Raw genomic sequence first — 13,491 nt, forward strand, 5'->3', positions numbered from 1 at the left:
ATTCCTTGGACCCCGTTCAAATGGGGCGATATGTCAACTGTGAGTTCTGATTACAGGCTGCTTACTTGATATCCAGCTCTTTGAGGACCTTGCTGTACCCTTCGGTTTCACTTGCCATTTTCTTTGCAAATGTCTCGCCATCGGTGTACACATATCCCAGATTCTGCTGTTTAATCGACTGGATCAGCGCCGGGTCCTGTGCCACTTTCTCAAATGCCTCCTTGAGCACCGCAACTACTTCTGCAGGCATATTTTTGGGGCCGGCAACACCTCGCCAGGTACCGTAAGAGACATCAATCCCTTTTTCTTTTGCTGTCGGTACGTCCTTGAACTCGGGCACACGCTCCTCGTTCATGACTACAAGCAGGCGCATTTTGCCGCTGCGAACGTATTCGGCCGCCTCGGCCGGACTGGTTGCCACCGCGTCTACCTGCTTGCCAAGCAACGCCAAGAGCGACGGTCCCGACCCCGGATAGGGAACGTGGGTGACTTTGGTTCCCGACTTGACCTCGAACGCACTGAGCGCAACGTCATAAACGGCACCCGTTCCCGGCGTGCCGACATTCATGCCATCCGGATTGCTTTTGGCAGCAGCCAAAAACTCTTCTACCGACTTGTAGGGCGACTCGCTATGCACGACCAGCGTTGTCGGGTCAGCATTGAGCTGGACCAGCGGCGTGAAATCCTTGTAGGAGCGATCAAAGAGGTTAAGCAGTGGCAATGTCACGAATTCGCCGGTCACCACAGCCAGTGTATGGCCATCCTGCTTCTGATTGAGTACATATTTCCATCCTACAGCGCCACCCGCACCGGCTTTGTTAAGCACAATCATGCCTTTGGGAAAATGCTTTTCCGCTGCCTTGGCAAAGCTGCGGGCGACTGCATCAGTGCCGCCGCCGGGCTGAAACGGAACCACAAGTGTGATCGGCTGGGTGGGATAGGCCTGTGCAGCACTGGCAAGAGAAGGCACTGTGGCCAGGGAGGCACAGGCAATCAGCGAAGCAAGCAAGGCGCGACGGTGGTAAATCATGACGGATTTGTCTCCTGGGTATATACAGCGGGGGTTCAATAAAAATTTGATAAGGATTCGAACGGGGTTCAATAAATTCGATGTGGGAGCAATAAGACAGGAAAGCGGCTCGCGCACGGTCTACGGTACAAAGCAGGCGCCCGTTGCCTCGTTCACAACCCCATAAATCCATAATATGGATTTATTTCTATACTATGGATTTAGTGTATAGAGATTCCGCAGGCCAGCCAGCTAGGGGAAACCCTTGATGACGGTTGAAATAATCACAAATGAATCAGAAAACGCCGTTTTTCGGCTACACGAGCCCTGCACTTTCCGCGGTGCATAAAAAATCCGGCGGTATGTTCCAAAAATGAAACATACCGCCGGACAATCGCTGGAGTAAGTTGCAAGACGTCGTGACGGGAAACAAGCACCCCATATGAACTTGCTCTTCATATGGGGACTTGTCTTCGTACGCAAACTTACTGTTCGGACGGGAACTCTGCCCTTCGTATGGGTAACTTGCCCCTGCGTTCAAGCGGTTTCGTGCAGCTTCCAATACAGAAAATTATGCTGTGGACTGAACACGCGGCGATAAACCAGCAGGATAGCCAGTACACAGGCAATAGCCGACGAGGCGGTCAGCAGAAACATCAGTAGTATCTGGTAGCGGATAGCCTGTTCAGGATCCTGCCCCGCCAGGATCTGACCGGTCATCATGCCCGGCAGGCTGACCAGTCCGATAACCATCATACTGTTGATGGTGGGCATCATGCCTGCCCGCACCGCCGTCTGCGCCGCTTCGCGATAGGCTTCCCAGCCACTGGCACCAAGCGACAACATCATCTCGACATGATCGCGCCGCTGGGTCAGTTCGCTGGTGATGCGATCCAGCCCCAGGGAAACGCCAGTCAGGGTATTGCCCATGATCATGCCCAGCACCGGAATCACGTATTGAGGGGAATACCAAGGCTGTATCCGCATAATCAATACCAGCCCAATAGCCATGGTCAGCCACGACGGAATCCAGATTGCAAACAGTGCATCGAACTGCATGCCCCGGTAACGGATGCGACTGCGGTTTCTGGCAGCAAGCCCGGCAATAATCGTCATCACAGTCATGATCGACAGCACGATATACCATTTGTCGGCCGCAAACACCCATTTGAGAATCAGACCGATGGCAAACAACTGCACCACCATCCGTACAGAGGCAATGAACAATTGCCTCTCCAGCTTTAGCCGCATGAACACTGAAATCAGCCCATTGGCCAGGATCAGCATTGCCGCCAGACCGATTTCGCCGATTGATATTTCCATGTATTCAAGGTTCATTCAGCCATTCCCTCTGTTTCATCGGTCATGAGGTGCCCACTTTGCATTTGCCATAAACGATTACCGACACGAGCCTTTTGCTGTTCGTCGTGGCTGATCCACAGTGTCGCTGTCTGCTGGTTGTTCATGTGCATCCAGTGATCGATCAGCTTTTCCACCAGTTGCGCCGTAGACTCATCCAGCGCCGAGGTAGGTTCGTCCAGTAGCAAAAAATTTGGATCCAGCTGCAATACGCGCAACAGGCAAACCAGTTGCTTTTCTCCACCAGACAGCGCGCCCGAATCCTTGTCTAGAAAAGAGGATGGACGGTCAATGGCCTGCAGAAACCGTGCAATTTTGTGCCTGTCGTATTTTTTATTCCGGTTCACAGCAAGTTTGAAAGGAAAAGTCAGATTGCCTTCGACACTGGTATGCAGCAACACCGGGCTTTGCCGGATATAGGCAACCTGAGCGCGGTAGCGACAGGCGTCGGACGGTTGCACCGCCTTGCCGCGCAGAATCAGACCACCAGCATCGGGCTTGTCCAGCAAGGCCAGTGTTCGTACGAATACACTTTTTCCGGACCCGGAGGCGCCCGAGAGCACAATGCGGTCACCGCGCCTGACGGTGCAGGCTGCCGGATACAGCAATATATGGCCGTTTACAGGGTCCTTGCGAGTGAGATTTCTTGCCTGCAGCAATGCACTCGTCTTTATTTCTGAAATGTCAGTTACCACTACTATGCTTACCATCGTTGGCGACGGCATCGCGAGACAACCGTCAAATAGCCACTGACGTTGCAGCAGCACTATCGGGCCACGGTGAAACTGGATGTGCGTCATTTACCGGGAACTGGCACAATATACACCGAAAGCGCCGCCGGCGCGCGCTACGGGCGGGCTCAGACAGTCGGTTGGGCTCCATTGGGACGCGTAAGATATGCAAGACGCAATATCGCGTCTCGGTCCTTCTGTTTTTCAGCATCGGAAAGCATCGCCCAGTCCACCAGCGAAGGATGCAAACGCCGGCGATCATCGCGCTGGGCGCCATAGCGCCAGCCTGCCAGGTAACGTTGTGCCATCCAGCGTCTGTGCTCCACCTGCGCCAGCATCTGCACCTGATCGTCAGTCAATGACAAGGTTTCCTGCAGGCCAGCTCCACGCTCCTGCGTGACGGCCAGATTCCCGCACATAGCCAGCTTGTAAGCAATATGATCGGCCTGCGCACGATTCGCGTTCCTGGCCTCTTCGTTCAAGTGGTCCCACGATTGCTTGTAGGCCTCGCTTTCGCTGACCGAGCCCTGCGGCGGTGCAAGTTGCTGCAGATAGTCTTCGTGAATGCTGCGAGCCGTGATATCCAGGCGTTCCTGGGTAATCAGCTCCACCTGGCACACCGATTCCAGGCTGCCAAAAAAGGTAAGGCGGTTCAGTTTTCTCTGCCGCGACCGCAGCAGTGCATTCAGGCCATCATTGTGATAATTCAATGCGAATACGCGAAATGCAGCCGCCGGCGTCGCGTGCAATATTTCCAGCGACAGTTTCAGATTGGCCGAATCGTCGTCGAATGCGACAATCACGATGGGGATAAGACGGTCCGGTGGATCAATGACGAACTCATTCAGGATATGATCATAGGCGCCATCAAACGTCATATATTTTATGGACGACACCATTGCCGCACCAGGATACTCGGCAGCCAGTTGCCTGCCGGTCCGCTCGGCGTCGGCGCCATACACGATGATATCGGGCGAGGCCGGGTTGATCGTATGCATTACCTGCAGCGCCTGTACCAGCAAGGCTTTGGCCGTGTCTCCGGTGCCAAAGATAATCAGCCGAAAGACAGTATCTGGGTCGCGCATAGGCTGGGCATACTCATATGCAAGCCGCGAAAAAAACTGCCGCGCAATCATCTGATGATGATTGAAGAACCGCAGGTCAATTCCGTTTTTCTTTTCATCTTCAAAGTAGTCCGATTGCTGAAGCATGGCGCTGACTTTGGCGTTGCCTATATGCAGGAAACAACGCACCTGATACTTCTCCGGATGCTTTTGCGTGATCTGATGCAGCGCCCGTACCACGTTGATGGTGGTCTGCTCTTTGTTCAGAAAACAAATCATAAATCGCGCGCTGCGAATCCCAGCATCCTGCAGCACCGCGCGTTGCGTACCATCGCCAAAATAAACCAGATGGCCGTCGCGCCGCAGCGCCCCCGCATTGCTGTGATCTTCATTCAGCTCAATAGCCACCCCCGTTGTATCGTGGGTGCGCTTCAGATCGCCCAGCAATGCCTGGCCCTTTTGGTTGATACCAATTACCAGTATCTGGTTGCGCTTGAACAGTAGTCGGAACTGGGTGTAGTACTCAACAAAGAGCTTTTGGGCGATCCGGTACATCCCGGCCAGCAACGCGAGCGTTACCACGATTTTGACTAATGTCAGTTGCCATGGCAGGTTTTCCGGCGGCAATGACGACGATACGGGATCCGAGCCCATCAACGTTCGTAGTGTTCGATACAGTCTTTCGGGTAGATAAAGCCATTCATTGATCTGTGGGTAATGTTGCCCCAGCCCGCTCCAGGTCAGCACGATGACAGCGAGCCCGCCCAGCATGACCAGAATGCTTTTGGTGCGGCGAGATAGTTTCATTTATGGTTGCTCCTGCATGTTTTCTTGCATGTTTTTCTGCGCCTGTCCAAGCAGGGCCAGGGTTTTGTGCCTGACACTTTGATCCGTTACCCTGGACAGCTGCAGGCGGGTCATGCGTATCAGGCTGTTGGCGACAAAAGCAGTGTCTTTATTCCGACTGAAATATACGGCAAGCGCAGCCCGCGCTAACGGGTGAAAGCGCCAATAGTTATAGATCAAGCGCAATTGCTCTACATTGCGTATGGGAAGTTGTTTTTCAATATAAGCTGTCAGCGGCACCGAAGAGTCCGGTACCAGAGGACGAATGTACGGATCCTGAAAGAACCATGATTCAGGGCGCTGCGCCACCGTCGGCGCATCGATCACTGCCGCTGCGTCATTGTCATACCGTTTGCTAAAGTAAACTTCACTTTGGTCGGCCAGCTCCTGCACCGGACCGAGCAAGGCATCGGGCACCGCCCAAACATTCAAGACTGCCTGATTGCTGCGCGCATCCAGCGTGAGGATATCTTTACCATTGGGCAATAGCACCACGTCGTTTATGCGGCTGATGGCAAATGGCATCACAACGGGCATTCCGGTTTTGGTGTCATACATGGCAATGCCCTTGTCATTGCGCATATCCAGCGGATCCGATGCGAAAAGCACTTTGCCGTCCCGGGAAAATTCCAAATAGCCGCCCGCCGCATCATTTCTTATTTTTTGTCCGATGGCCTGCTTGCGCTCCAGGTTCCACAAGCGGATATATTTATTGTCTTCGGCCATGGCCAGCATATTGCCGTCCGGGCTCAATTGCGCCTTCGGCGTATCTCCTGAAGTCGGCAGCGTCAGACGGCTGACAAAATCTTTCAGATCATACAACTGGGCCTTGCCGTTGAAAAAAGCCAGCATGTATTTATTGTCTGGCGTGAAATAGGCGCCCTTGAGCTCTGTCTGCTCCCGGTGCAGCACCTGACCGTTGCCAACATGCTGCACTCGCCACTGGTTTGGCGCTTCCAGAACCAGAATGGTCGACAAGTCAGCAGACAGTTTATATTTCTCATTTTTACGCAGTCCAAAAGTCTGCAAGCGTTTCCCAGACTCTATTTCCCAGATGGCCATTTTATGGTCGTCCACCCGGGAGGACACTTTGCGGCCATCATGACTGAACGATATCACGCCTTTGACCGACAAGGGTTTGCCCAGCGGTTTGCCTGTTGTTGCACGATAAAATCGCAATGTACTCACCCCCTGCTCGGGAACAGAAATGGCGTAGATATAGTCCTGTTCGCTGGCAACGCCAAATCGGTCAATCTGCTCCGGGTTGTGTATGAAGTTTGTGAGTTTGCCTGTGCCAGCCAGCGCGGCGTACTGCAGGTTATGGCTATTTTTTTTCAGAACCGCAACGCCTTTGCCATCTGGCATGGCGCGAAATGACAACAGATCAGATCCCAGATTCAATTGCGAGCGTAATAATGGCGGTGCCAGATCGGTGACCAGAAAAAATATCCCCTCCTGATTTTCCACCCGTTGTGTGAGATCGGGCGACGCATTGGCCACCTCATCACGCAGCATGGCAGACAGGCTAACACCCGCGTCACCAGAGGCCACCGGCGCATTGCTGTTCATATCGTATACCGTGTAGTTACTCTGCCAGACCGCGACAAAAAACTCTCCGTCTTCGGGGAAGTAAACATCTTCGGCAATCGGCTGGACAGCCACTTTGGCAATCTGGCTATCGTCGCGCCGCAAGTCAATATGGTAAAGACCGTTGGTCGCACGAACAAACACATGGCGTGCATCCGGACTGAACCTTACCCAGATAATGCCGGCCGGCACCACATAATCCCTTGCCTGCTGCAGTTTCCCATCAACATCCACGGGATACACGCGCACACGGTTGTCATTGTCCTCAGTTTCGTGAAAGGCAATGGCGTTGCCCTGGGGAGCGAACAGCACGCGTTGGGTATTGCCGCCCTCGCGTTGTCGCTCCGGCGCCTGATCGACGACGGTTTGCCCATCTTGCATATTGAACAGTATTGACTTGATGTACTGCATCTTGCCGCCGACGACATGCCAGCCCTGGATGACCAGCCATCTGCCATCCGCAGCCGGCGCAAAAGAGACGATACGCAAATCGTCGGGCGCTTCAAAAACCGTCTCTTGCGGCTTGCCATCCTGCCATTTTGCGATGGTGTTGTCCGCCGTCATAAAGTACAGCGCGTTCTGGCCGTCAAATGCAAGCTTCGAAAAGGCGTTGGCCTTGGCATCAGTCAATATGGCATGCCGCTTTTGCGTGTATGCATCCCATATCTGCAGGCTGCGCTGCTCGTTCGACGTCGCATTAAGCGCCGCAATCCAATGGCCGTCGGGGCTGAATACGGGGGTTGAATCAAGCCGGGGCATTGGCGTCATGCCGTTCTGGCGCATCAGCATCGATTGCAGGTATAGCGCGGTCCGTTCGTTACCGTAGCGTGCGGCGGCCGCCATATACGCGGCTCCTTCCCCCACTTCCCGTTGTTCAATCTTGTTCAGGCCAGACAGAAACAAGGAGCGTGACAGCATGGTTTGCGCAGCATTGCGCTCTGTCCAGGCATATATACCCAGCGCCATCGCCATGACAGCCAGCATCCCAATCACAACCGCAATCCGCTTGACCAGCTTCGTGCGCCGCCTGGCCTTGGCCAGTTGATAGGCCTGATCTCGCTGCGTCAAATCACCCAGTGGCACATCAAGCACACCGGCAATGATCTTTAGCTTGGCCAGGTCAAGCCGATCCTTGTAGGCCTGAACGCGACGCTCCACTTCCTTTCGGGAAAGCGTTTTATCACTCTGTAAAGATTGCCGATACGCTTCGGGCGTCGTAAAACCCTGTTCCGTTGTACCGGGCAGGCGAACATCTGCAGCAATGGGCTCCTGGCTCACACTGTGATCGATATTGCCCGATTCGTCCACGCGATAACGCAGCACCTCAGGAAAACATTGTTGTGCGGAAGACTCGGCGCCGTATTCCGGCTCGCCCGCAAGAATCAGCGCAATAATCCGATTGCCCTTGCCTGTTTGCTTGAACCGGCGCAATTCCTGGCTGACATAGACCGAACGAGCCGACTGCGGCGAGCTCAGATAAACAAGGTAGGAGGAGGCGTCCAGTGCGGCCGTCAGTGCCGAAGTTAAATTGGCGCTGGCCGACAATTCCTTCTCGTCCTGGAAGACAGGATAGATTTGTGCCGCAATCGGGTTGCCAGCACGATTGGGCCGGCCAACCAGCTCGGCAGGCACTTCATAGGTTTCAAGTTCGTGATGCAGCCAGTCTGCCCATTTGCGACCCTCCTGTCTGTTATCAGCGTGGCTGTAACTGATAAACGCCGCATAGGCCAGCCGGTTATCTGCCGTTTCTTCATTCATATTAGCGTGTGCTGACCGGTCTAAGCCCTGGTTTTACTTTAGATCTGTCTCCCAGACAATAGGCGATGGCCCGGTTTACCGCAAAATGATGTATCGGATTGTGAATTCGACATGGGACACGCAAGATGAGGGCGGGTGACCGGAGCGGACCTGCGAATGCGCCTGTTCGCAAGTCCGCGTTGCGTATTCGCAAGCCACTTTCTTTATGTGTAGCCCGCCGTCCCTGTGCGCAAATTCGCCTTCACTGTTTGCATGCCCGCCTTGCTTATCCGCCATCCTTTTACCGACATACCGCCGATTCGGGTGCAAACACAGACGAAATACCGCAGCAAACAGCCCTGGCGATCAGCCTTCGACGCGATTGGCGTCAATGACGGTAAGCGCAGCCATATTGACGATACGCCGTACCGTCGAGCTGGACGTCAGAATATGCACGGGGGCATTAACGCCTAGCAGGAAGGGCCCAACCGCCACATTGCCCCCAGCCACGGTCTTGAGCAAGTTATAAGCAATATTGCCCGAGTCGACATTCGGGCAGACCAGCAGGTTGGCCGATCCTTTCAAGGTCGAAGATGGCAGAATGCGTTCGCGCAACACTTCGTTGAGTGCGCAATCGCCATGCATTTCACCGTCAACCTCAAGCTCAGGGTCTTGAGCACGTACCAGTTCCAGCGCACGCCGCATTTTGTCGCCCGAGGCCGAGCTACCTGAACCAAAGTTCGAGCGCGACAGCAATGCCACCTTGGGCACGACATCCATCTGTGCCAGTACCCGCGCTGCTTCCAAGGTATATTCGGCAATCTGCTCCGCAGTCGGATCGTCGTTGATATGGGTATCGACCAATGCCACCATACGCTGATCCAGCAGCAGAATATTCATGGCCGCATACGAAGTCGTGCCCGGTTTTTTACCGATCATCTGGTCAACAAAACGCAAATGCTCATGATAGGAGCCGACCGTGCCGCAGATCATGCCATCGGCATCGCCAACATGAACCATCATGGCGCCGATCAATGTCAGGCGGCGGCGCATTTCCACGCGCGCCATCTCCTTGGTGATGCCACGGCGACACATGACCTCCCAGTAATTGGTCCAGTATTGATGAAAGCGGGAATCAAACTCGGGATTAGTCACTTCCACATCTTCGCCCAGCTTTAAGCGCAAGCCGTATTTTTCAATACGGGCCAGCAGCACGGACGGACGCCCCACCAAAATCGGGCGTGCCAGTTTCTCATCGACAACAACCTGTACGGCGCGCAATACGCGTTCGTCTTCGCCTTCAGTAAATACAATGCGCGCCTTGCCGCCGTCGCGGACAATTTGTTTGGCCGATGCAAACAGCGGCTTCATGAAAGCGCCTGAATGATACACAAACTGCTGCAGTTTTTCGGCATAGGCTTCCAGGTCATCCAGCGGACGTGTTGCCACACCGCTTTCCATGGCTGCCTTGGCCACAGCGGGCGCGACCCGGACAATCAGGCGGGGATCAAAAGGCTTGGGAATCAGGTATTCCGGCCCGAACGACAAGTCATATCCACCATAGGCGGTGGCAACCACATCGCTGATTTCTTCTTTGGCCAGTCCCGCGATTGCATAGACCGCTGCTTTTTCCATTTCCCGCGTGATTGTGGTTGCGCCCACATCCAGCGCGCCGCGAAAAATATACGGGAAGCACAATACGTTATTGACCTGGTTGGGAAAATCAGAGCGACCGGTAGCCATGACCACATCGTCACGCGCGGCCATGGCCACGTCCGGCATAATTTCCGGATTCGGATTGGCCAGCGCCAGAATGAGCGGGCGTGCCGCCATGGTTTTGACCATCTCTGGCTTGAGGACGCCACCGGCGGACAAGCCCAGGAATACATCGGCGCCTTCGATCACATCGGCCAGCGTGCGATGCTCTGTTTTCTGCGCAAAGCGCTTCATTTCCGGGCCCATGGGGGTATCGCGCCCCTCATAGACCACACCATCGATGTCTGTCACAAATATATTTTCCAGCGGCAGGCCCAGATCCACCATCAGATCCAGACACGCCAGCGCTGCGGCGCCTGCCCCGGAGGACACCACCTTCGCAGTTGAAATATCCTTGCCGACCACCGTCAGACCATTGATAAATGCGGCAGCAACGGTAATCGCGGTGCCATGCTGATCATCATGAAATACCGGAATGCTCATGCGCTCGCGCAGTTTGCGCTCCACCTCGAAACACTCGGGCGCCTTAATATCTTCAAGGTTAATGCCGCCAAACGTGGCCTCAAGCCCTGCAATGATTTCCACCAGCTTATCCGGATCCGTCTCATTGATTTCGATATCGAAAACATCCAGGCCGGCAAATTTTTTGAACAGCACTGCCTTGCCTTCCATGACCGGCTTGGAGGCCAGCGCGCCGATATTTCCAAGGCCAAGCACCGCAGTGCCGTTACTGACGACGCCGACCAGATTGCCACGCGACGTGTAGCGGAACGCATTTAACGGATCGGCCACGATTTCTTCACAGGCGGCGGCGACTCCCGGCGTATACGCCAGCCCAAGGTCCCTTTGGGTGACCAGCGGCTTGGAAGCCGTAATGGAAATTTTGCCTGGCACAGGAAATTCGTGATAATCCAAAGCAGATTGGCGATCGATGGTACTCATGGGCAGTAGCCTCCTGAAGAATAGATTCTTCAAGCAGTGTAGGTCCACTTTATAAGTAAATTATTTTGAATTATGATACTGATATATCAAATACCTTATATCTGGTTAAACTTTGAACACTCCCACCGCAGATATCCTTGAGCACCGGCTGGCCGGGCGCCTCAAAATGCGCCATCTCACTTTGCTGCTACACATCGGTGAACTGGGTGCATTAACCCGCGTGGCCCAACACATGGGCACCAGCCAGCCAGCCGTTACACACGCACTGGCTGAACTGGAGGATATGTTCGGTGTTGCTCTGTTTGAGCGCACCGGACGCGGCATGACCCCCACCGCTGCCGGACAGGTGCTGCTGGCGCGGGCCCGCTCCATGATTAATGATGTCAGCGCGCTTTCGCGTGAAATGGTGGCGGTCAATGCAGGCCGCGTTGCCCATCTGCACGTGGGCGCCATTCCATTTATCCCGGGCCAAATGCTTTCCGCCGCCCTTGAGAATACCGTGTCTGCTCGCCAGCGCATGACAGTGACAATTCACGATGGAACCAGCCGCAGCCTGATGACCATGTTAAGAGAGCATGCGCTGGATTTTGTCATCGGGCGCGCCTCGGCTTCAATGGACATGACCGGTTTACAGCAAGAGGTACTCTATTACCAGTCTCCGCGCCTGATTACCAATCGAGAACTGGCGGCGCGACTTGGCCAGCGCCGCCCTGACTGGCGCCATCTGGCGGAACTTGACTGGATTCTTGAGCCGGCCCCCGCGCCACTGCGCGAGCAGGTGGCCGATATGTTCCTGAGTGCCGGTGTGGTTCCGCCGCAGCCGTTGATAGAAAGCCTTTCAGCCAAACTGACAGGCGAGATTATTGCTGCCCGCGGCCATGTGGTGTCCATCGTTCCCAACGATATTGCAGAAGAATTGGTTCGTATTGCGGGCGTCGCCGTAGTGCCATGGTCATTGCAGTGGGCGCTATCGCCCATTGCCCTGTTCAGCCTGAAAGACCGGAACACGCGGGAGGTTGATCTGCGTTTTACTCAATCGCTCAAGCGCTATTGTGAAAAGCACCGCTCTGCCTATTCTCAGGAACGGTATCAGTATTGAACTGGAATCGATCACATCACGGGCTGCACACCGACCCGGCAGGCGGATTAGTTGCCTGACGGGCGCCGGGCCTGCATCGGACGCAATGCCACCAATTCCGACTCCAGCGCATCCACGCGACGCAGCAAGTTAAGCACCAGCGCCACGCCGTCAGCATTCAACTCAAAGTCCTCGCGCAGCCGGCGGGCCTTGCGCGCCATGACAATACATTCGGAATAAAACATGTCGGAGCCGCCGTGTCCGCTGACAGGCGAGAGCACGCCGGTTTCAACCAGGTCCATGATATCGGCTTCGCTCAGTCCCGAGACGGCCGCCACATGCTGCAGCGAACACAGCTCGTCCTGATTCAGCCAGATCGTTTCGGTGATCTGTATACTCATGATTGGTCTCCTGCAAAGCGCTGCCGATGCGGCTCAAATGCCGAGGACGCGGCAGCAAGTTCGGTATATAAGGCTTTTTCGCGCTCGGTGACCGTTGCGGGTACTTCAATTGTGATGACGGCATACAGATCGCCCTGTACGCCGCCGCTGCCCGGCATACCTCTTTTTGACAGGCGCATTTTGCGTCCGGCGACGGTACCGGGCGGAATGGTCAAGGCGACCGGACCGCCCAGCGTGGGAATTTCTACTGTCGTGCCCAGCACGGCCTCCCACGGCGCCAGCGGCACTTGCAGCGTAAGATCGTTTCCGTCGAGCTGAAAATACCGGTGCGGCTGCAACTTCATTGTGACAAATAGGTCGCCGGGCTGACCGCCATTCATACCCTGACCACCCTTGCCCGCCAGCCTGAGCCGCTGCCCATCGGCCGCGCCCTTGGGAATCCGGATTCGGAACGTTTTGGGAACACGATGCAAGAGACCCTGCGCATCATAATCCGGAACCGCGACCGAGATTTCCGTTTCCGCCCCGTTATAAACCTGCTCCAGCGTCACCGGCATGGTGAATTCAAACGTTTCTCCGTGCCTTGGACGACGGGCGTAATTGGCGGCACCCTCGCGCTGCGCCTCGGCGAACGCCTTGAGTAAATCGGACAGGTCGACATCGGAAAAATCACCGGTTGATTCATGAAAGTGCTGCTGCCACTGGTTCGGCGGCACAAAGTCATCGCCCGGCTGGTGTCGACCAAGATCATCATAGGCCGCGCGCTTTTCCGGATCCTTGAGCGTGGCATAGGCCTCGGCAACTTCCTTGAATTTATTCTCGGCATCCGGTTCCTTGGACACATCGGGATGATATTTGTGAGCCAGGCTTCGATATGCCTTGCGGATATCAGCCTCAGTTGCATCGCGCTCCAGGCCCAGGACCTTGTAATAGTCAACGTATTTCATTTGCACCTGCCGGTATCAATGTCATTACGAATTTGCTGAATCGATTTTAACAAGTATTTGCTGCTGCGCCATCT

General features: G+C 54.9%; 9 protein-coding genes. 1 reads left to right on the forward strand and 8 read right to left on the reverse strand.

Annotated elements, in window-relative coordinates:
- Positions 1-61 precede the first annotated feature (61 nt).
- The 6 genes from CAP48_RS19155 to CAP48_RS19180 form a co-directional block, all read right to left on the reverse strand.
- Positions 62-1,030 carry a tripartite tricarboxylate transporter substrate binding protein gene (locus CAP48_RS19155; protein WP_242444564.1) on the reverse strand — a complete coding sequence of 323 codons (969 nt, stop codon included), beginning with the start codon at positions 1,028-1,030 and terminating at the stop codon, positions 62-64.
- A 516-nt stretch (positions 1,031-1,546) separates the two neighbouring features.
- The gene (fetB, locus tag CAP48_RS19160; protein ID WP_100699465.1) at positions 1,547-2,347 is read right to left on the reverse strand and encodes an iron export ABC transporter permease subunit FetB; all 801 of its coding nucleotides are present in this window, start codon (positions 2,345-2,347) and stop codon (positions 1,547-1,549) included.
- Positions 2,344-3,063, reverse strand: coding sequence for an ATP-binding cassette domain-containing protein (locus CAP48_RS19165; protein WP_161495308.1), 720 nt, complete (start codon positions 3,061-3,063; stop codon positions 2,344-2,346). Before CAP48_RS19165 ends, fetB begins: the two co-directional genes overlap by 4 nt.
- A gap of 164 nt (positions 3,064-3,227) precedes the next feature.
- Positions 3,228-4,970 carry an NAD-binding protein gene (locus CAP48_RS19170; protein WP_100699467.1) on the reverse strand — a complete coding sequence of 581 codons (1,743 nt, stop codon included), beginning with the start codon at positions 4,968-4,970 and terminating at the stop codon, positions 3,228-3,230.
- Positions 4,971-8,354 (reverse strand): toll/interleukin-1 receptor domain-containing protein, encoded by a 3,384-nt coding sequence (locus tag CAP48_RS19175; protein ID WP_100699468.1) that lies wholly within the window; start codon positions 8,352-8,354, stop codon positions 4,971-4,973. It lies immediately after the preceding gene.
- A gap of 345 nt (positions 8,355-8,699) precedes the next feature.
- A complete protein-coding gene (locus CAP48_RS19180; RefSeq protein ID WP_100699469.1) occupies positions 8,700-10,991 on the reverse strand; it encodes an NADP-dependent malic enzyme in 2,292 nt (763 codons plus the stop codon).
- A gap of 166 nt (positions 10,992-11,157) precedes the next feature.
- Between CAP48_RS19180 and CAP48_RS19185 the strand changes: the two genes are divergently transcribed.
- On the forward strand, positions 11,158-12,090 hold the full coding sequence (locus CAP48_RS19185) for a LysR family transcriptional regulator (protein WP_242444572.1): 933 nt from the start codon (positions 11,158-11,160) through the stop codon (positions 12,088-12,090).
- A 47-nt stretch (positions 12,091-12,137) separates the two neighbouring features.
- Here the strand turns inward: CAP48_RS19185 and CAP48_RS19190 are convergent, their stop codons facing one another.
- Complete coding sequence (locus tag CAP48_RS19190) at positions 12,138-12,470, reverse strand: chaperone modulator CbpM (RefSeq protein WP_100699471.1); 333 nt, start codon at positions 12,468-12,470, stop codon at positions 12,138-12,140.
- Positions 12,467-13,417 (reverse strand): DnaJ C-terminal domain-containing protein, encoded by a 951-nt coding sequence (locus CAP48_RS19195; RefSeq protein WP_100699472.1) that lies wholly within the window; start codon positions 13,415-13,417, stop codon positions 12,467-12,469. Before CAP48_RS19195 ends, CAP48_RS19190 begins: the two co-directional genes overlap by 4 nt.
- Positions 13,418-13,491: the final 74 nt, after the last annotated feature.

Origin of the sequence: Advenella sp. S44 (assembly GCF_002810445.1) — a bacterium.
Lineage (GTDB): Bacteria > Pseudomonadota > Gammaproteobacteria > Burkholderiales > Burkholderiaceae_B > Advenella.

Coding starts and splice junctions, on each gene's coding strand:
- CAP48_RS19155 (WP_242444564.1), bottom strand. CDS start 1,030: ATGATTTACCACCGTCGCGCCTTGCTTGCTTCGCTGATTGCCTGTGCC.
- fetB (WP_100699465.1), bottom strand. CDS start 2,347: ATGAACCTTGAATACATGGAAATATCAATCGGCGAAATCGGTCTGGCG.
- CAP48_RS19170 (WP_100699467.1), bottom strand. CDS start 4,970: ATGAAACTATCTCGCCGCACCAAAAGCATTCTGGTCATGCTGGGCGGG.
- CAP48_RS19175 (WP_100699468.1), bottom strand. CDS start 8,354: ATGAATGAAGAAACGGCAGATAACCGGCTGGCCTATGCGGCGTTTATC.
- CAP48_RS19180 (WP_100699469.1), bottom strand. CDS start 10,991: ATGAGTACCATCGATCGCCAATCTGCTTTGGATTATCACGAATTTCCT.
- CAP48_RS19185 (WP_242444572.1), top strand. CDS start 11,158: ATGCGCCATCTCACTTTGCTGCTACACATCGGTGAACTGGGTGCATTA.
- CAP48_RS19190 (WP_100699471.1), bottom strand. CDS start 12,470: ATGAGTATACAGATCACCGAAACGATCTGGCTGAATCAGGACGAGCTG.
- CAP48_RS19195 (WP_100699472.1), bottom strand. CDS start 13,417: ATGAAATACGTTGACTATTACAAGGTCCTGGGCCTGGAGCGCGATGCA.